General features: G+C 67.7%; 19 protein-coding genes. 10 read left to right on the top strand and 9 right to left on the bottom strand.

Annotated features, from left to right (window positions below; genetic code table 11):
- Positions 1-267: 267 nt before the first annotated feature.
- From RLT59_RS23250 to RLT59_RS23240, 3 genes are read right to left on the bottom strand one after another with little or no spacing between them, the layout of a single operon-like run.
- Positions 268-459 carry a hypothetical protein gene (locus tag RLT59_RS23250; protein ID WP_311305180.1) on the bottom strand — a complete coding sequence of 64 codons (192 nt, stop codon included), beginning with the start codon at positions 457-459 and terminating at the stop codon, positions 268-270.
- Positions 456-1,766 carry an FtsK/SpoIIIE domain-containing protein gene (locus RLT59_RS23245; RefSeq protein ID WP_311305179.1) on the bottom strand — a complete coding sequence of 437 codons (1,311 nt, stop codon included), beginning with the start codon at positions 1,764-1,766 and terminating at the stop codon, positions 456-458. Before RLT59_RS23245 ends, RLT59_RS23250 begins: the two co-directional genes overlap by 4 nt.
- Entirely contained in the window at positions 1,766-2,110 is a 345-nt protein-coding gene (locus RLT59_RS23240) for an SCO3933 family regulatory protein (protein ID WP_311305178.1), read from the bottom strand. The genes RLT59_RS23245 and RLT59_RS23240 overlap by 1 nt, the downstream gene beginning before the upstream one ends.
- 182 nt (positions 2,111-2,292) lie before the next feature.
- Here RLT59_RS23240 and RLT59_RS23235 point away from each other — a divergent pair, with 182 nt between their 5' ends.
- On the top strand, positions 2,293-3,066 hold the full coding sequence (locus RLT59_RS23235) for a GntR family transcriptional regulator (protein WP_311305177.1): 774 nt from the start codon (positions 2,293-2,295) through the stop codon (positions 3,064-3,066).
- 1,189 nt (positions 3,067-4,255) lie between these two features.
- Here RLT59_RS23235 and RLT59_RS23230 read toward each other — a convergent pair.
- Positions 4,256-4,636 carry an SH3 domain-containing protein gene (locus RLT59_RS23230; RefSeq protein WP_311305176.1) on the bottom strand — a complete coding sequence of 127 codons (381 nt, stop codon included), beginning with the start codon at positions 4,634-4,636 and terminating at the stop codon, positions 4,256-4,258.
- 198 nt (positions 4,637-4,834) lie between these two features.
- On the opposite strand from RLT59_RS23230, the gene RLT59_RS23225 reads away from it, so the two are divergent.
- The gene (locus RLT59_RS23225; RefSeq protein ID WP_311305175.1) at positions 4,835-5,182 is read left to right on the top strand and encodes an SH3 domain-containing protein; all 348 of its coding nucleotides are present in this window, start codon (positions 4,835-4,837) and stop codon (positions 5,180-5,182) included.
- A gap of 194 nt (positions 5,183-5,376) precedes the next feature.
- Here RLT59_RS23225 and RLT59_RS23220 read toward each other — a convergent pair whose 3' ends face one another.
- The 3 genes from RLT59_RS23220 to RLT59_RS23210 form a co-directional block, all read right to left on the bottom strand.
- A complete protein-coding gene (locus RLT59_RS23220) occupies positions 5,377-6,537 on the bottom strand; it encodes a methyltransferase domain-containing protein (RefSeq protein WP_311305174.1) in 1,161 nt (386 codons plus the stop codon).
- Between the two features lie 13 nt (positions 6,538-6,550).
- On the bottom strand, positions 6,551-7,414 hold the full coding sequence (locus RLT59_RS23215) for a radical SAM/SPASM domain-containing protein (RefSeq protein ID WP_311305173.1): 864 nt from the start codon (positions 7,412-7,414) through the stop codon (positions 6,551-6,553).
- A gap of 706 nt (positions 7,415-8,120) precedes the next feature.
- On the bottom strand, positions 8,121-8,279 hold the full coding sequence (locus tag RLT59_RS23210; protein ID WP_311305172.1) for a hypothetical protein: 159 nt from the start codon (positions 8,277-8,279) through the stop codon (positions 8,121-8,123).
- A gap of 466 nt (positions 8,280-8,745) precedes the next feature.
- On the opposite strand from RLT59_RS23210, the gene RLT59_RS23205 reads away from it, so the two are divergent.
- The 4 genes from RLT59_RS23205 to RLT59_RS23190 all read left to right on the top strand — a co-directional run bounded on the left by RLT59_RS23205 (position 8,746) and on the right by RLT59_RS23190 (position 11,046).
- Positions 8,746-9,633, top strand: coding sequence for a helix-turn-helix domain-containing protein (locus tag RLT59_RS23205; RefSeq protein ID WP_311305171.1), 888 nt, complete (start codon positions 8,746-8,748; stop codon positions 9,631-9,633).
- On the top strand, positions 9,620-9,829 hold the full coding sequence (locus RLT59_RS23200) for a DUF397 domain-containing protein (RefSeq protein WP_311305170.1): 210 nt from the start codon (positions 9,620-9,622) through the stop codon (positions 9,827-9,829). Before RLT59_RS23205 ends, RLT59_RS23200 begins: the two co-directional genes overlap by 14 nt.
- Before the next feature lie 259 nt (positions 9,830-10,088).
- Positions 10,089-10,214, top strand: coding sequence for a hypothetical protein (locus RLT59_RS23195; protein ID WP_311308000.1), 126 nt, complete (start codon positions 10,089-10,091; stop codon positions 10,212-10,214).
- A gap of 247 nt (positions 10,215-10,461) precedes the next feature.
- Entirely contained in the window at positions 10,462-11,046 is a 585-nt protein-coding gene (locus RLT59_RS23190) for a Uma2 family endonuclease (protein WP_311307827.1), read from the top strand.
- Between the two features lie 54 nt (positions 11,047-11,100).
- Here RLT59_RS23190 and RLT59_RS23185 read toward each other — a convergent pair whose 3' ends face one another.
- Entirely contained in the window at positions 11,101-11,736 is a 636-nt protein-coding gene (locus RLT59_RS23185) for a GNAT family N-acetyltransferase (protein WP_311305169.1), read from the bottom strand.
- A 564-nt stretch (positions 11,737-12,300) separates the two neighbouring features.
- Here RLT59_RS23185 and RLT59_RS23180 point away from each other — a divergent pair.
- The 3 genes from RLT59_RS23180 to RLT59_RS23170 all read left to right on the top strand — a co-directional run bounded on the left by RLT59_RS23180 (position 12,301) and on the right by RLT59_RS23170 (position 15,795).
- Complete coding sequence (locus RLT59_RS23180) at positions 12,301-13,410, top strand: DUF1996 domain-containing protein (RefSeq protein ID WP_311305168.1); 1,110 nt, start codon at positions 12,301-12,303, stop codon at positions 13,408-13,410.
- Between the two features lie 161 nt (positions 13,411-13,571).
- On the top strand, positions 13,572-15,329 hold the full coding sequence (locus RLT59_RS23175) for a discoidin domain-containing protein (RefSeq protein WP_311305167.1): 1,758 nt from the start codon (positions 13,572-13,574) through the stop codon (positions 15,327-15,329).
- 19 nt (positions 15,330-15,348) lie between these two features.
- On the top strand, positions 15,349-15,795 hold the full coding sequence (locus tag RLT59_RS23170; RefSeq protein ID WP_311307826.1) for a DoxX family protein: 447 nt from the start codon (positions 15,349-15,351) through the stop codon (positions 15,793-15,795).
- 96 nt (positions 15,796-15,891) lie between these two features.
- Here RLT59_RS23170 and RLT59_RS23165 read toward each other — a convergent pair whose 3' ends face one another.
- On the bottom strand, positions 15,892-17,280 hold the full coding sequence (locus RLT59_RS23165) for an MFS transporter (protein WP_311305166.1): 1,389 nt from the start codon (positions 17,278-17,280) through the stop codon (positions 15,892-15,894).
- Here RLT59_RS23165 and RLT59_RS23160 point away from each other — a divergent pair.
- The gene (locus RLT59_RS23160; protein ID WP_311305165.1) at positions 17,261-17,677 is read left to right on the top strand and encodes a MarR family winged helix-turn-helix transcriptional regulator; all 417 of its coding nucleotides are present in this window, start codon (positions 17,261-17,263) and stop codon (positions 17,675-17,677) included. The two genes, RLT59_RS23165 and RLT59_RS23160, sit on opposite strands and share 20 nt — an antisense overlap.
- Positions 17,678-17,695: the final 18 nt, after the last annotated feature.

Raw genomic sequence — 17,695 nt, 5'->3', positions numbered from 1 at the left:
CAGGCGGTGACCTTTCGCGTGGACTGATGACAGGAGTTGGGGGTGTCACGGGGGTGTTCCTCCGGGAGGTTGGGGGCTAGAAATCCGCGGGGCCGTGCCCGCCGGCCAAAAGCGGGCAGGCGGACACTCGCGTGTGTGGTTACAGGGTGCGCGGGCGGTGGTAGCACACGCAGCGACGCAGGCGCCCGCCTCGGGTGGGCCGACGGAGGCGGCGGCACGTGGGACAGCGGAGCTTTGCAACCATGGCAGTTCCCTTCTTGTGGATGGTCAGGCGGTGAAGCGCTGGAGGAGCCAGTTCACGAGGCCCGTCACGGTGAAGACGATGGGCGTCAGTGCCGTGTAGATGCCGAAGAGGAAGATCAACAGGGCGTGCCACCACGCGACTTCGCGGGACCGGACGAGGAGCACGGAGGCGAGTGCGAAGACGAGCATCAGAGGCAGTGCTGAGTCTTCGGTCACCCGGCGCCGCCCTTGGTCAGGGACGGGCCCGTCAGGGTCAGGGGCGGAGTCCGGTGCGCGTGCGCGCGGACGCATTCCCGTGCCTCACGAGGGGAGGTGATCACCGACCGGGCACGCACCCACCGGCCGCCCACGGCAGCGATCGCAACGCCCTTTTCGCTCTCGTTGATCATCTGTGCGGCGGTGACCGCGTCCGGTGAGAGGTCCCCCAGCGCCATTTCTGCACTGGCCTTGTCGTGTACGCAGTGACAGACTCGTCCGCCAAGCTGTGAACGCAACGCCGTTGCGCCGGGGCCGAGTTCGGAGCCGAAGCGCTGAGCGCTGATCACGAGATGGATTCCCAGGGCGGCTCCGAGCTGCCCGAGGCGCAGAAGTGCCGCTGAGCATTCGGCAGCCTCGTGCTTGGCGTCCCGACTGCCGTCGATCAGGTAGAGCTCTGCCACTTCGTCCACCAGGACCACGATCGGCACGGGGCGCACGGCATCGTCGAGGTCCCAGATGGATCGGGCACCGTCTGCCCTGCATTGCCGCATGCGTTCCGTAGCTTCGTGCAGGAGCGCGGAGAGGAGCCGTGTCGCGTCGGTCCGGTTCGTCGCGAGCGCGGTTAGCCGCTTGCTGAACGGCGACAGCTCCAAACCGCCCTTGCAGTCGATTCCGACCAACGCGAGAGGCTGTGGCGCCAGTTCGCGGACCAGCGTCGCAAGCCAATTGGACTTTCCGGATCGGGTGGCGCCGACGATCAGCCAGTGAGGTACCCGCCGGAAGTTGATCACCCAGTCCGCCCCGTCCCCGGTCCGGCCGATGAGCGCAGTCAACAGGCGAGGCTGATGCACCGGGGTGCCGCCCAGTGGCTTTCCCAGGGGATCGCTGGCCGTCGCGATCACCAGGACACGCCCACGCGCCGGAGAGGTGACCCGCACCGAGTGCACACGCCATGCGTGAGTGAACCCTTCGGCGGCCGCCAGCATGTGCAGCGGGGTTTGGCCGGGGTGGAGTCGGATGGACGCGGTCAGCCCCGTTCGCGTTGGCCGGATCGGTCCGAGCTTCGGCGCCACCGGGCGGAGTGCCGAGCCCTTGACCAGCAGATCCCCACCCAAGAGCACGTGGTTGGGTCGTCGGCTGACGGACAGGTCGGTGTTCTGGCACAGCCGACGCCATGTCAGCGTCATGCGCGCGGCGGTGGCCGGGTAGCCGATCAGGTACCAGCGCCAGGGCACGGCGTCTACCCAGCTTTGCCAGCGAGGCTGAAAGATCAGCGCCAGGCACAGGACAGCCGAGAGCAGCCACACCACGAGTTCCAACGACATCAGGCATCACCGCCCGAGGCCGCCTTGCCCCGCCCAGCACTCACAGGCGCCGCCCCTTGAGTGCGTACCGCCGAAGCCCGGTACGAGACGCCGTGGCGCCCGTCGATCTCCCACACCGTCGCCACCAGGTCCACCACGACCACGCGTGCACCCTCGGTGAGACCCGGCGGCTCACCGGAGACCGCGATTTCGAGGACGTCAGCCCGCCGCTTTTCCAGCTGCCGAACCGCGACTCCGACGACCCAGACGGGGTTTCCTTCCCGGTCCTTACGCGCCTCTCCGGTCTCGGGATTCAGCCGGGGCTCAGGCGGAACCACACACAGCGCCGCACCAAGTCTTGCCATGTCCACAGGAATGCTTTGCATACCCGCACCCTTCTCTCGACTCATCATGACGTAACTCGTCCTGACGAGTTCTGAGTGTGAAGTGAAGGGGGGTGGAAGTCAAGGAACTTATGCTGACGAGTGATGGGTAGATATGCTGACCACTGGTGGTACTCGACCGTCTCTCACCCTTGGAGGACTCCTTGGCAGCCATCGACCGCAGCCCGATCTACGTGCAGCTTGCCGATCAGCTGGCCGCGCGGATCACGTCAGGCGAGTACGAACCGGGCCGGATGCTTCCGAGTGAGGCGCGATTGATCGCGGAGTTCGAGGTCTCCCGCCCCACCGTGCGCGCCGCGATCGGCCACCTCAGGGCGATGGGACTCGTCGAGAGCCAGCACGGCCGGGGGACTTTCGTGCGCAAGCACGACGCCGATCCGGCAGCAACCATCAACCGGTCGGTAATCCGCCGGGGCAAAGGGTTCTCCGATGAGAGCCTGACCCCTTCCGAAGCAGCGGCGGTGAGTCGCGTTCAACTCAGTGGCGCAGCAGGGGCGTTGCTGGCGCGAGCGGATGAGGAAGCTATCTGTGTAGATCGGCTGATGACTGATCCCCGCACCAGTACCCCCGTTGCCCACCGCCTGTTCATCCCCATGGACACGGTGGCTAAGGCGCCAGAGCTTGCCGAGGCTCCCGACGCTCCGGTGTCCAGCATCTACGCCGTGCTGGTCGAGGCCGGGTTCGTCCTGTCGTGGGCGGAGACAGTCAGTGCGCGGGGCCCCCTGCCGGACGAGCGCGCGACTCTCGGAGGCGGTGACGGCGACCCGGTGCTGATCACTCGACGCGTCACCGCCGACGCGGAAGGCGGCCCGCTCATCCTCGAAGAGCTGCGGGTCTCCGCCGCGCACGGGCAGTTCGCTTTCCGTGTCACCCCGGAGAAGGCCCCCGCCGCCAGGCGCAAGGCCGGATCGGTCTAACTCTTCTCTACTTACTCAAGGGCGCGCCTGCGGCGCGCCGGGCAGCCCGGCCGTCCTCGGCCGGGCTGCGGCGTTCCGCCGGTCCCGGCCGAACGGCCGACTGCCCGCACCCCGAGTAGGCCTTGAACAGCAGGAAGGTGCCCGCCGGCCAAAAGCAGGCAGGCGGGCACCGGGTGGCTGATCAGCGATCGCACGAGTCGGCATGCTTCCGCGCAGCGGAGGACGCAGGCGACACCCCCGCCGCGTACTGGTCGAGGCGACAGCCGGTACAGGTCACCCACTGGTGACCGTGCTCATCCTGGACGACCCAGACGGTTCCGCGCCCCCGCGTCCGCAGCGGCCGCCCCACTCTCCTGCGCCTCATCGAAACCCCTCTCGCGTCTGCCACAGCGTTGACGGTCCGGCTACTGCGTCTTGGGCTGGGGTGGGCGTTGACTGTGGCTTTAGGCAGCCACCAGGGGGCGAGCCTCTAAGAACAGGGGGCCAATCGGTCGCAAACACGGGCAGGTTCACCAACCCGCCCGATCCGCTGATGAGCGTAAGGCCCCCTGTTCTCTCGCCCCCTGGCAGCTCCCGCCCAAAGCCACAGCCAACGCCCACGATGCTCACTGCGGCCCGCCAATCCCTCACCACGACCCGGAACGGTGAGCCGAGACTGTTCCCGCGCCGAGCCGTAACAGCCACGCCGCACGCCGTGCACCGACCGGTGATCCCCGATACCGCACCATCGGCTCACCAGCCGGCCCGGTACCCGCGAACGCCATCAACTCGCTTTCAGAGAAGCCCACTTCAGCCAGAGTCCTGTTGACCCCAACAGCAGCATCTCTAGCCGCCTGCCAGGCCGACAGATAGTCCGTGCCTCTCACCCACAGTGCATCAGCGGCGCCATCCACCACGCCCGGTCCCAGGTCCTCGAACATGAGCAAACCTCCCCGTCAGAGCCGATCAGGCCCCATAAAGATCACTCACAGAAGCAAAGCACAGCACACTCACCCGAGTACAGAGTGTGACCACGAAGGGCGAGCAGATCGCTCGGACGAGTGACGTTGTTCCATAAGTAGGCAGTTGAAGCCCTTGACGATCCTCCCAGCAGCGCACCAGGTGGCACGCACATGATTTGCTCAAGCTAACTTCAAGCGGCGACCCACCCCGCAAGGAGTAGGCCGCCGCAGTGATCACCCCTCCGCTGCTACCGCTCGAAGCGCGCCGAGACGGTGTAGCCGCGCCAGACGAAGCCGACTGCTCCCGTCCGCATCACCTTGACTCGCACCCAGGCCCCGCGCTGAGTGCCCCAACCGTGGGTCAGCAGCCCGTTGCCGTGGTACAGAAGCCCCCTCACCGGGGCCGAGGTGCTCGGACCGGTCCGCAGCCGGAGCCCGTTGACCCCCACGATGAAGCCGGGCCGCATCGCGCCGCTGCCGACCTGCATCGAGGTCGACGCCGGAACTGCGCGGACCAGGTCCGGAGCCGCTGCCGCCCGAGAAGGCACCAGCAGCACAACGAGCACCAGGCCGACGGCCGCCGCCGCCGCACCGAGCCACAGCCGCTGAATCTTCAGGATCTTTCCCATAGTTCGCACACCTCTCACTCTGAAATGGCAAGCAACATCCGCTTATGCGGACGTCACTTGTCCTGACGAGTTATGAGTATGGAGGTGCGTAACCCGTCGATGCAAGCACTTGTCCTGATGAGTTACGTGTTCGCTCTCCCGTGTGGACTTCTTCGAGAGGCCGTGACGTGAGGCCGGGGGGTTGCCGTTGGGCCGACCATGCAAAAAACCAAGATCACACTACTCACGGCAGCTGCCGTTCTCGGCCTGATCATCCCGGCCACTGCCGCCGCAGCCCCCGCGTCCGCGCCCGCCACGGTGGCGAAGGGCTTCAACTCCTGCGGGTACCAACCGACCACCACGCTCATGCTTCGGACCGGACCGAGCAAGAAAAACACCGCCATCGGACAACTGCACAAAGGCGACGTGGTAGCCGCGCACAAGGCATCCGGCGCCTGGTACAAGGTCAGCACCAGTTACAACACCCCCTCCGGTCTGCGGGCCGGAACTCAGGGATGGGTCGCGAAGAAGTACCTCAAGGCCGAGGTCTGCATGCAACTGGACTGATGCGGGGCCGCGCCACGGGCTGACGAACAGAACCCCCGTCCGATGCTGCTTGCGTCGGACGGGGGTTCATCGTCTATCGAGGCCGCTCCACTCGCACCCCGGCTGAGTTCCCGATCAGCAGGAAGGTGCCCGCCGGCCAAAAGCAGGCAGGCGGGCACCGGGTGGCTGATCAGTTCCGAACGAGGAGCACGGAGCTACTCGGCATGCCCGAGGGAGGCGCTCCATCCGCCGCGCGAGAAGTGGCACACCCCGTCTTGCGAGATGCGGACTTGCGCGCCGAGCAAAGGCAACGAGCCCTCGACGTTGAGGCGGTTGCGGATACGTTCCAAGGCGGTCCACAGCTTCTGGGGGCCGCTCTGGTGCACCTCTGGCGGATCGGTCCACTCAGCGGTTGCTCGCGCCCACGACCCGTCAGGATGGACGAGGCAGGCAACCCGAGTCTGATCGTCGAACTCTTCGTAGACCACTTCCACGCCGGGAACGGTGAGCTCCAGCATGGATCGCAGCTCCCACGCGTTCGCCACGTCCACCACCGGATAACGGCCCGTACTGACCTGCTCCCCCTCCGTGCTCCACGCGTCCGCGAAGAGTTCGATCTGCTCCGGCGGGTAATCGTCCCCGGAGCGAGTGACCATGAACCCCGCCATGTCACCTTCCACTCGCCCCACCACCTCACCGTTCGCATGCTTCCACCCGGTGACGATCAGGCACGTGCGCCCAAGTGTCGTCGCGATGCGCCCACCAGGTGCCAGCGCAGCCAGCACCGGCCGCAGCCCCGTACCGGCGGGCAGGCCGACCGTGGACACGATGCGGTCGTACGTACCAGGTACGTGATCCGTTGCGTCGGCAGTGACGAAGTGGGGGTGAATGCCGAGCCCGGCCAGCCGTTCACGAGCTGCACCGGTCAGGTGGGAGTCCACATCCAGGCTGGTCACGTGCTGGTCCCCGATGCGCCGGGCCGCGTAGGCGGTGAGCCCGCCACTTCCGGTCCCGAGGTCCAGGACCGACAGCCCTTCTCCCAGCCGCCCGTGTCGGAGCATGCGCACCACGAGGCTGGGCATCGTGGCCGACGATGTGGGGCGGCCGTGCGCCCGCTTCCCGCTCTGGGCGTGGTCGGCGTGCAGGGCACCGACCTTGGTGATCAACGACCGGTCCGAGTAGGCCGCCCGCGTCCACCCCTCAGGATCACTGGAACCGTCGCGCAGCACCCAATCCGAGCCGTCCCCCTCCCCGTCCCTCTCCCACCATCGAGGGACCAGTTGATGACGAGGCACGCTCGCAACCATCGCCAGCCACCGCGAATCGGGGTCCGCTACCTTGTCCGCGAGCCGCCCCGCAGGTCCGTGCCAATCCATGCTGGCCAGCCTCTCAGTACTTCGGTCCGCATGCGGTCGTGGTCGCCGGGCTGCAATCGCCGCTGTCATCCGGCGGGCAGGCATTCCGGGCAGGCAGCGGAATCCGCGCAGCGAGGTCCGCCCAAGCCTCTCCGCCGAGCAGTTCGCCTAACCGGGTCTCGCGTACGTTCCCCACCGGGAAGTCCCGCGCGAGCACACACCCCGCGAGATCACCGTTCGGAAGGACGGCAGCGCGCCCGCGCGTACACCTTCCACACATCTCGTCCAGCGTCGGTGACTGCCCCGGCAGCAGCGCCCGACCGACCGCCCGCGCTCTGTCCATGGTGATCCGGGTCACGCCCATGGATTGCAGTTCGGCGCGAGCCTCAGCGACACGTTGTCCCGGCAGGGTCTCCACGATTCCGGCCCGGATCGGCACGCCCCTCTTCAGGGCCTCACGGATGTTGTGCCGGGTCCGGTCGTAGCTTCCGCTCCGTCCCGTGATCTTGTCGTGCTCGGCGGGAACGTCGCTGTAGTAGCTGGTCCCGAGCGTGACCGCCGGATGCGTGAAAAGCTCCCACCACTGGTCGTGGACCGTGTACAGGTTGCTGTACACCTCCACGTGCCGTCCGAGCGAAAGCGCGTACTCCGTGAGAGCCCGCCAGTGCGGGTGGACGGTCGGCTCCCCACCGATGATCTGAATCGTACGGATGCCCAGGGTGGCAGCATCGGAGATGACCGCCCGCCAGTCGTCGAGAGTCATGACGCCGTGCGTTGCCTGCGGACTCGACTCGGACAGGCAGTGCGTGCACGACAGTTGGCACTTCCCGGTGATCTCCAGCTCAAGGGACTGGATGCTGGCAACCGGTCGGGCAGGTCGTTCGATGAACGTGGTCATGCTGCGTTCCTCTCTGCTGAGTGGTGCACTGCATTCACTGACCCGTCAGGCGAAGCCAAACGGGAGTTTGAGGGGTGGCCCCGCCCGCCGCGTCGCACGGCACGACGGACGGGGCCACAGGCTGAACTCTTAGACCAGCAAGTCGATTTGCTAGCCGCGCCTCTGGTAGGCGATGTGCTGCGCCAGTGCATCGAGTTGTCGACAGTGGTAGTCGGTGCCCGGCAGGAGACGCCGCAGCTCTGTTTCCCACGGTCGGCCGCCAGGCCGCACGACGCGCACGCGAGTGCCAGTCGCGCTGATCACCATGCAGGGCACCGCCTTCACTCGCTCGAACACAACCTGCCCCGGCCTCAGGCCACGCGGTCCGAAGGACGGCATCCGGCGGGGGGCCTCAGTGGAGGTGGACGGAGGGGGGAGCGGCCGTGAGTTGCGCTGGACGGTAGCCGCGAGCGGAACTCTTGGTGTTGGGGTGTTCATCGCACCCCCCGGAACGAGGAGCGGAACTGGTTCGATTCCCGGACTCGTGAGCGGAGATCCGCCAGGAGAGGGCTGTCAGGCCAGGGAGAGGGACGAGCGGGACGCGCTTCGTCGAGGTCGGGCGGAGTGCGGCGATCCGGGCAGATCGGTGCGCCGCATTCACAGGGAGGGAAGGCGAGTGGCGACCTCCCCAACGGATAGTCCGCCCCGTGGAACAGTGCGGAGTCCATCACCGCACCACCACCCCATGGATGGTACGGGGGCCGGGATCGACGCCGTGGAGCACCAGCCAGAGCGCGGCTTCCTCTCGGCGCATCCGGATCTCCGCACGTTCCCAACGGTCGTACGCAGCCTGCGAGTACGGGCCGTTGGGCGGACGAGGGACCATGCTCTTCGGCATCGCGGAGCGGCACACCAGGAGGCGACGGGGGCCGATTTTCACGGGCAGGCAGTTCGCCCGTGGGGCCAACCTCTCGGCTGGCGACTCCCGGCGACGTAAGCCGAGAAGTAGGCACACCGGTTCGAGTAACCGGGCGATAAGATTATGCATGTCGACGCTCCTTCAAAGCGTGGGCCATGCCCCCGGACCGCTTCATCGGTCGCGGGGGTTTCTGATTCCGTCACGAACCACAGGCGTGCGCGATCCATCGATCGTCACCCCGTGAGTCCTGACGGACCGACACCTCAAGGATGCACACCCAGTCCGTCATTCTGCAAGACTTCATTTTGAGGAACTTCACTTTGACTGTTTCGAACAGATGCACTTCATTGCGAAGTGATCGAGTCGGTGCTTTCATTTCGGGCGTATGGAAGACTTCACAATGAGGTCTGCTGAGCAGGAGGAGGGTGGAATCGTGGTCGACGGCCCCACAGGATCGACGGTGCCGCGCAGGCAGCTGGGCAGGTACCTGCGAGAACTTCGTGGCGGCGCCCGCCTCACGGTGAAGGCGGCGGCCCGCGCTCTGGAATGGTCCGAAGCCAAGATGTGGAGGATCGAGACGGGTCAAACGTCTCTTCGTAGCCATGATGTCGAAGCCATGTGCAACGTGTACGGCGCCGCACCCGATTTCACAGAGGCCCTGATGGGGCTGGCCAAAGAGACCAAGGCGCGCGGCTGGTGGCATGCGTACGGCGACGCAATCCCCGAGGGCTTCGACCTGTTCATCGGTTTGGAGGAGGCCGCCTCGGAGGTCGACTGGTACGAAAGCGAGTTGATCCCGGGGCTGCTACAAACCGAGGACTATGCGCGCACCATCATCCAGAGAGGGAAGCCTGACGAGGACGCCGAGGAGGTGGATCGTAGGGTGGATCTCCGCATCGCACGGCAGGTTCTGCTGACTCGCACGACTGCCCCAGTCCGGCTCAAGGTCGTTGTGAATGAAGCTGTGCTTCGCCGCCGCGTAGGCGGTAACAAAGTGATGGCCAAGCAGCTTCGCCATCTGTTGGATGTCGGCAGCTTGCCAAACGTCACCGTGAGGGTGGTTCCCTTCAGCGCCGGGCTTCACCTGGGAGTCATGGCAGGACCGTTCCAGGTTCTGAGGTTTCCCACCAACCGAGACGGAAGCGCGAGTGAGCCAGACACCGTCTACGCGGACGGGTACACCGGCGACCTCTACCTGGACAAGCCAGCCGAGGTGGAAAGCTACGACGCCGCCTTTGTGGATATCTGGAACAACGCAAGCGACGATCAGGCATCGCAGAGCCTGATCTCTGAAGTGGCAGGGAGCTATGAACAGGGTTGATCTGACCGAAGCATCTTGGGTCAAGTCCAGCTACAGCAACGCCCAATCATCGTGTGTGGAGATCGCGACCGTGGGCGGCGGAGCTGTTCCCGTCCGGGACAGCAAGAACATCGCTGGTCCCGTCATCGTGCTCAGTGAGCACGCCTGGCATGCGTTTCTGACTGGCATCGACGAGAAGGGGCCCCTCACTGGTTGATGCTGGCACTGAGGGAAGCGCCAAGCCCCGGTCCATCTCGGCCGGGGCTTCGCTGCGTAGCGCGGTAGCGCCGCGCTGTCTGCGGGCACGCAGTGGCCCCGCCGAATCCACGGCACATATGTTCAGTCGTGCCCGCCGGCCAAAAGCAGGCAGGCAGGCACTCGCCCAGCCCTGGGCAGCCTGCCGCTCTACGGCTGGAGCGACGCCCACGGCGCCCGCAGCGCCCTGATCAGGCAAGTTATCACCGCATGAGCAAGGCTTGACATCGATCATCGTCGGCGCGGCCATCGGCACGGTGTTCTTCAAGGAACGGTTCGGCGCCCCGCGCGTCGCGGCGGCGGGGCTGATGGTGGTGGGCATCGGGCTGATGCTGCATACGAGTTGAGGGGCGGGCGGGGGCGCGGGGTCGGAGCCATCCCTGGCCTCCATATACAGGCGTACCGAGTCACGCCAGACGCCCCGATCGGCACACCCTTTGCGGGACAAGGGAACAGAAGCCGGTCTATGCGGCCCCGAGAAGGTGACTTGTTTCGTGGAGTCGGAGACGGGAATTCGGCAGTAACGCAGCGGCAGTGGTCTCGGCATCATTCGGCGCAGCTGAGCACGCAGATGATTCTCGATATGCTCGGAGTATGAGTCCGGACTATGCGTGGATGCGGAAGGTCGCTGACGGCCTTTCCGAGTATGCCGAGCACCTGGAAGGCTCCTGGACCGTGGAGATCGGCGCCGGCGGTCCTGTCATGGCGATGATGAGCCCGGTCAATCGGCACGAGCGGATCGCGGGCCGGATCAGGGATCAGATCAATCAGCAGATCGGCTTGACGCATCCGGGGTGGATCGCAGAGACCGGGCCGGAGGTCGAGGATCCGCAGGTCGGTCGCATGCGCCGCCCGGACGTGCTGGTGTGCGAGGAGAGCGCGCTCGATTCGGACCGGGACTCACTTGCCCCGGACGAGGTGCTGGCCTGTGCCGAGGTGGTCTCGAAGCCGAATCCGAGCAACGACTACGTCGAGAAGATGGCCGATTACCCGGCCATGAACATCAGCCTCTACCTGATCGTGGATCCGAGGGACGGCACGATCACCGTGCATGATGAGCCCTGTCACGGCACCTACCGTCACAGTGAGCCGTACATCTTCGGGGACGTCGTCCCCTTCGGGGCATGGAACATCGACACCAGTGCCTTTCGCCGGTACGGGAAGATCGGTGACGCATGAGGCTCACCGAGCCGAGGAACGGGCCGGCCTGACCCGGGTCGTTGGGCTTCGTGCCTACGGGGTCGGCCCGAGCCGTCGCGTCAGGTCCATCACCATCACCGAGCCCCACTCCTGCCGTTCGGCCTCCGTGAAGCCCAGCCGGAGGTAGAACGCGTGCGCCCCGGGGTTCCCGGCGCCGACGCCCAGGTGCAGCCCACGCACCCCGCGCTCGCACAGGGCCGTCAGCAGGGCGTCCATCAGGCGGCGGCCGAGGCCGGCGCCCTGGCCGCGCGGGAGGATGTCGATGTGGAGGTGGGCGGGGTAGCGGGCGTACAGCGCCTCCGGCTCCGGCGGTCCGGGGCGGTGGATGTGCGCCACGCACTGCCAGTCCTTCGTCCCGTCGCCCGGGTCCTCGGCCAGCGGGCGCGGGTAGCGGTGGCGCAGCGACGGCCACCAGTGCTCCTCCAGCCAGCCGTCGAAGGCGTGGGTGTCCGCGGTCGCGACAATGTAGCCGAGCACCCCCCGCTCATCGGCGGCGACGAAGGTGAGACCGGGGTCGGCGGCCGGGTAGGGGCCCGCGTAGATGTGCGGGAGCAGGTCCGGGTCGCCGTAGAGCGCGGTCGCGTCCCGGCCGGAGTCGCCGGTGAGCAGGCACACCCGGTACATGCCTGGCAGGTCGAAGGGCTGGAAGGGGCGTACGTCGATGCTCATCGCGTCACCGGCCCCGCCGCCGTGAGCGCGAACCGCGCCGTGTGCGGGGGCCGTTGTCCGGACCGGCGTCGGCTGCCGCCGCTCTCCCCGTGGGGCTCCAGGCGGAGCCGTCTTCTCTGTCCCGGTTCGCACGCGCGCGGTTCGGCCGTCATCCATCCCGGCAGCGTACGCAACCGGGCCGATCTGGTGCTCCTCCCGCCCTCCCGCTCTGCCGCCCGTGGTCGCTCCGACGATCCGGACGCGGTCATCGGGCGGTTGGCGGAGCGGGCGGCCGGGTTCGTGAATTGCGTCGGCCGCCTCCGCGCACCGCATGACGTACACGGTCCCCGAGTCCACCTCTCATATACGTGGCGTCCGGTGAACGGCCGCCCGGACCGGGCGATCAGCGGACCGGCCCAGGCCACAGCCTGTTACCGCCAGTAACTCACGCTTCGCCGCCAACTCCGGCCGACGCGGCGGTCGTTCACGAACTATTGACACGCTCTTGTCAGGAGCGGAACACTCCGGAATGGGAGAGCGCTCTCCCACCTTCATGCACCCCCACCCACGCAGCAGGAGGTCTCCATGCCACGGAGGTCGAGAACACTCACCGGACTGCTCTTGTTCACCTCGCTGACCCTCACCACCGCAGGGATCGCGGGGATCGCCGCGACGGCGAACGCATCGACTGAGAAGCCGGTCGCGGCGGCGGGCGCGCACACCGAGCACGCCGCGTACTCCATGCCCGGGATGCCCGGCATGCCCGCCTCCACCAAGGCTTCGGGCGACGACCCGGACGGGGACGGCTACATCATGGCCGACCCGCCGGTCACCGGGGTCACCCCCTCGATGGAGGTGCCGCCGCCGGCGTACTTCCACGAGTTCCAGGCCAAGTGCGCCCCGACCCACACGGCTCCGGACGACCCGATCGTGTACCCGGGCCAGCCCGGCAAGTCCCACGACCACACGTTCATGGGCAACACCACGACCGACGCCTACACCACCGCCGCCTCGCTGGAGACCGGTGACACGACGTGCCTGGCGCCCGGCGACAAGTCCGGGTACTGGATGCCGAGCCTCTTCAACGGGGACACGAAGATCCTCCCCGAGGGCGTCCAGACGATCTACTACAAGTCCGGAGTCACCGACTACCGGAGCGTGCGCCCCTTCCCGAAGGGACTGCGGTACGTCGTCGGCAGCCCGATGCAGACCCAGGACGAGTTCAAGAACCTGAAGGGCACCGTCGAGGGCTGGGAGTGCGGTGAGTCGTTCAAGAACTTCGACTTCCCGGCCAACTGCCCGACCAGCCGGGACACCTACCTCAACCTGCGGCTCCAGGCGCCGAGTTGCTGGGACGGCATCCACCTGGACACGCCCGACCACAAGAGCCACATGGCGTACCCGGTCGCCGGAGGCGCCAACTACAACTCGTGCCCGGCCGACCACCCCGTGGCCCTGCCGATGATCGAGTTCAAGATGGCCTGGCCGGTCAACGGCGACATGTCGCAGGTGAAGCTCGCCAGCGGCAAGGGCTTCTCGTTCCACTACGACTTCATGAACGGGTGGGACACCGCCACGCTCGACGCGATGGTCACCCACTGCGTCAAGGGCGGGCTCCAGTGCGACCCGCACGGCTACGACGAGAACCACCCCGAGAAGGGCGCGGTACTCAACGGGGACTACGAACTCCCGTAGCCCGCAAGGCCGGACAGTCGGGCAACCGGGCAACCGGGCAACCGGATGACCAGACGACCGGACGGCCGCACCCCGGGTGGGGGTCTTTTTTCGGACCATCTTGGAGAGCGCTCTCCAAGATCACCCGGGGTCACTCCTCCCCCACCCTCAAGGAGATCGACATGCACCACCCCCCCACCCGTACAGCCAAACGTCTCGTGGCCCCCTTCGCGGCGGCGGCCCTGCTGGCCGGTGCGATGGTGGCTCTCCAGGCACCCGCCGCCCAGGCGGCCGGCAGCGTCGTCAAGGTCACCGGTTCCCAGGGGAACTGGCAGCTGACCGTCGACGGTTCGCCGTACACCGTCAAGGGTCTGACCTGGGGCCCCTCGGTCGCCGACGCCGAGAAGTACATGCCGGACGTGGCGTCCATGGGCGTGAACACGATCCGCACCTGGGGCACCGACGCCACCAGCAAGCCGCTCTTCGACACGGCGGCCGCCAACGGCGTCAAGGTGATCGCCGGATTCTGGCTCCAGCCGGGCGGCGGTCCGGGCAGCGGCGGCTGCGTCAACTACCTGACGGACACGCAGTACAAGGACGACATGCTGGCGGAGTTCCCCAAGTGGGTGGACACCTACAAGGACAACCCCGGCGTGCTGATGTGGAACGTCGGCAACGAGTCGACGCTCGGCCTGCAGAACTGCTACAGCGGTGACGAGCTGGAGGCCCAGCGCAACGCGTACACCACCTTCGTGAACGACATCGCGAAGAAGATCCACACGGTGGACCCCAACCACCCGGTCACCTCGACCGACGCCTGGACGGGCGCCTGGCCGTACTACAAGAAGAACGCGCCGGACCTCGACCTGTACGCCGTCAACGCCTACAACGCGGTGTGCAACATCAAGTCCGACTGGGAGCAGGGCGGTTACGACAAGCCCTACATCGTCACCGAGACGGGCCCGGCCGGTGAGTGGGAGGTCGACGACGACGCGAACGGCGTCCCGACCGAGCCGACCGATGTCGCGAAGGCCGAGGGCTACACCAAGGCGTGGGGCTGCATCACCGGCCACACCGGGGTGGCGCTCGGCGCCACGATGTTCCACTACGGCGTCGAGGACGACTTCGGCGGCGTCTGGTTCAACCTGCTGCCGGGCGGCGAGAAGAGGCTCTCGTACTACGCCGTGAAGAAGGCGTACGGCGCGGACACCTCGGGCGACAACACCCCGCCGGTGATCAGCGACATGAAGGTGGACAACGCCACCGAGGGTGTCCCCACCGGGGGCGACGTGAAGGTCAGCGCCAAGGTGTCCGACCCGGACGGCGACGCGGTCACCTCCCAGGTGCTGTTCAGCAGCAATTACATCGACGAGAACAAGGCGCTCGTCCCCGCCGAGACCACGGACAACGGTGACGGCACCCTGACCGCGAAGGCGCCCAGCAAGACGGGCGTCTACAAGGTCTACGTGAAGTCCACGGACGGCAAGGGCAACGTGGGCATCGAGACCACGTCCCTCAAGGTGATCCCGCCGAAGGTGGACGGGACGAACGTGTCCCAGGGCAAGACGGCCACGGCGTCCTCGTTCCAGACCGACCCGACCGGCGGCTGCCCGTGCGGTGCGGAGAACGCGGTGGACGGCAAGTTCGACACCCGCTGGGCCAGTGACTGGAGCGACCCGCAGTGGGTCCAGGTCGACCTGGGCGCCTCGACGGCCTTCAAGCACGTGCAACTCGCCTGGGACCCGGCGTACGGCAAGGCGTACGACATCCAGACGTCCGAGGACGGACAGAGCTGGACGACGGTGAAGTCGGTGACCGACGGCAACGGCGACATCGACGACATCGACGTCAACGGCACCGGTCGCTACGTGCGGATCAACGGCACGGCGCGCGGCTCCGGCTACGGCTACTCGCTCTACGAGTTCGGCGTCTACAGCTGACAGGAGAAGGGCCCTCATGATGATCAACAACCTGGGGCGGGCACAGCCCTACGCGCTCAGCCTGTTCCGCATCGTCATCGGGTTGCTCTTCACCTGCCACGGAGTCGCCTCGCTGTTCGGGCTCCTGGGTGACGCGCGGGTGCCGGCGGGCACCTGGCCGGGCTGGTACGCGGCCGTCATCCAGCTGGCCGGGGGCACCCTGGTGCTCCTCGGCCTCGGTACGAGAACGGCCGCTCTGGTGGGCTCCGGCTCCATGGGGTTCGCGTACTTCGACGTACACCAGCAGCGGGGACTGCTCCCGATGGAGAACGGCGGCGAGGCGGCGGTCTTCTTCTGCTGGACCCTGCTCCTGATCGTCTTCTCCGGGCCTGGCGCGCTCGCCGTCGACCGGCTGTTCACCTCCCGCGGAGCCACCCGGGAGGAGACGGAGGTCCAGCGCGGGCAGCGCCTGCGGGTACCCGCCTGAGGGGACGGGTACCCGCGCGCACCGGCCCTCCCGGGACTGCCCCCGGGAGGGCCGGTGCCGTGTGCGTCCCGCCCGGATCGCCCCCCCGTTAGGCAGTCACGCCGTGATGTCCGCGTCCGCGAACTCGTCGCCCTCGGGCCGCGCCTTCTTCGGCAGCGGCAGGGTGATGCCCAGGAAGGCCACCAGCAGACAGGCCTGGGCGATCAGTGCGTGCCGGTAGCCGGCGGTGAAGTCACCGGCCGTGGCCCGGTCGAAGAAGACCGAGCCGAAGACGGCCACCCCGATCGAGCCGCCGATGGACTGCACCGCCGTGAGCACCCCGGAGGCCGAGCCGATCTCGCTGTCGTCCACGGCGGCGAGGATGAAACTGAACAGCGCGGCGATCACCATGCCCGCGCCGATACCGGAGACGGCCACGCCGGGCGCGATGTCCCAGACGGAGAACGAGCCGGTGGAGCCGAGCTCGTACCAGAGCAGTGCGGCGCCCGCGAGCTGCACCAGCGGGCCGATCTGCAGGACCGTCCGGCCGATCCGCTCGGCCAGGAACGCGCCGCTGACCGCGCCGCCGATCGCGGTGCCCACGGCGAGCGGCAGATTGCCGAGACCGGCCTCGCCCGCGGTGAAGTGCTGCCCGATCTGGAGGTAGAGGGTCAGTACGAGCTGGCTGCCGACGAGTCCGCCGAAGAACAGCGCGATCCCGCCGAGCCCCACGGTGAACGCGGGCTTGCGCAGCAGCGCGGGCGTCACCAGCGGCTGCCGCCCGCGGGCCGCGGTACGGCGCTGCTGGAGCGCGAACGCGGCGAAGCCGAGGGCGGACGCGGCCATGCACAGCCAGGTCCACAGCGGCCAGCCGGACTCCTGGCCCTGGTTCAGCGGCAGGACCAGCAGCGCGCAGGACAGGGCCATCAGCGCAGCCCCCACGCCGTCGACGACCACGCTGCGGTCGCCCGGCTTCTTCGGTACGGCCTTCGCGGCGACGATCAGGGCCACGATACCGATGGGCAGGTTGACCAGGAAGACCAGCCGCCGGCCCAGGCCCAGGAAGTCGCCCTGGATCAGCCCGCCGCCCAGGACCGGGCCGACGATGCCGCCGAGGCCCAGCACGGGGCCGAAGATGCCGAAGACCTTGGTGAGTTCGGCGCCGGAGAAGTTCTCCCGCAGCAGTCCGAGGCCCTGCGGCAGGAGCATCGCGCCCGCGGTGCCCTGGAGCAGCCGGAAGACGATCAGCGATTCGATGCTCGGCGCGCACGCGCAGAGCATCGAGGTGAGGGTGAAGGCGGCGAGGCCCAGCAGGAACATCGGGCCGCGCCCGTAGCGGTCGCCCAGCCTGCCGCCGAGGATCAGCCCGGCGCCCAGGGTGAGCGCGTAGCCGCCGATCACCCACTGGAGGCCGACCGGCCCCGCCCCGAGGGACTTCTCCAGTTCGGGTCCTGCCACGTTGACGATGGACGCGTCCAGCAGGTCCATGATCTCGGCGACGAGCATCCTGACGCTCCGGCAGCAGCGGTTCGAGCGTTATCTGGGGCGGCGGCTGCGGGTGGACCCGGCGGGTCTGGCCGTGATGGACCATCTCGTCAACGTCGGGCCGACGACGCCCACCGATCTCGCCCGCAGGCTGGACGCCTCGACGGCGGCGACGACCCTGGTGATGGACCGGCTCGTCGCGGGCGGCCACGCCACCCGCGAGCCGCACCCCACCGACCGCCGCAAGGTGATCGTGACCCCGGCCGAGCACTGGGGCGCCACGGCGTACGAGCCTGTGGCGCCGGTCATCGAGGGCGTCAGCGAAGCCGCCTCGGAGCTCTCGCCGGGCGAACAGGCCGTCGTGGCGGCCTTCCTGGAGCGGATCGTGGGCGTGTACGACGCCGCGACCGACCACTGAACCGGAGCGGGGGGGGCG

This window comes from Streptomyces sp. ITFR-6, assembly GCF_031844725.1.
In the GTDB taxonomy this organism is placed as follows: domain Bacteria; phylum Actinomycetota; class Actinomycetes; order Streptomycetales; family Streptomycetaceae; genus Streptomyces.
The sequence above is the reverse complement of the archived record's forward strand: the minus strand, read 5'-3'. Positions and strand labels throughout refer to the sequence as shown.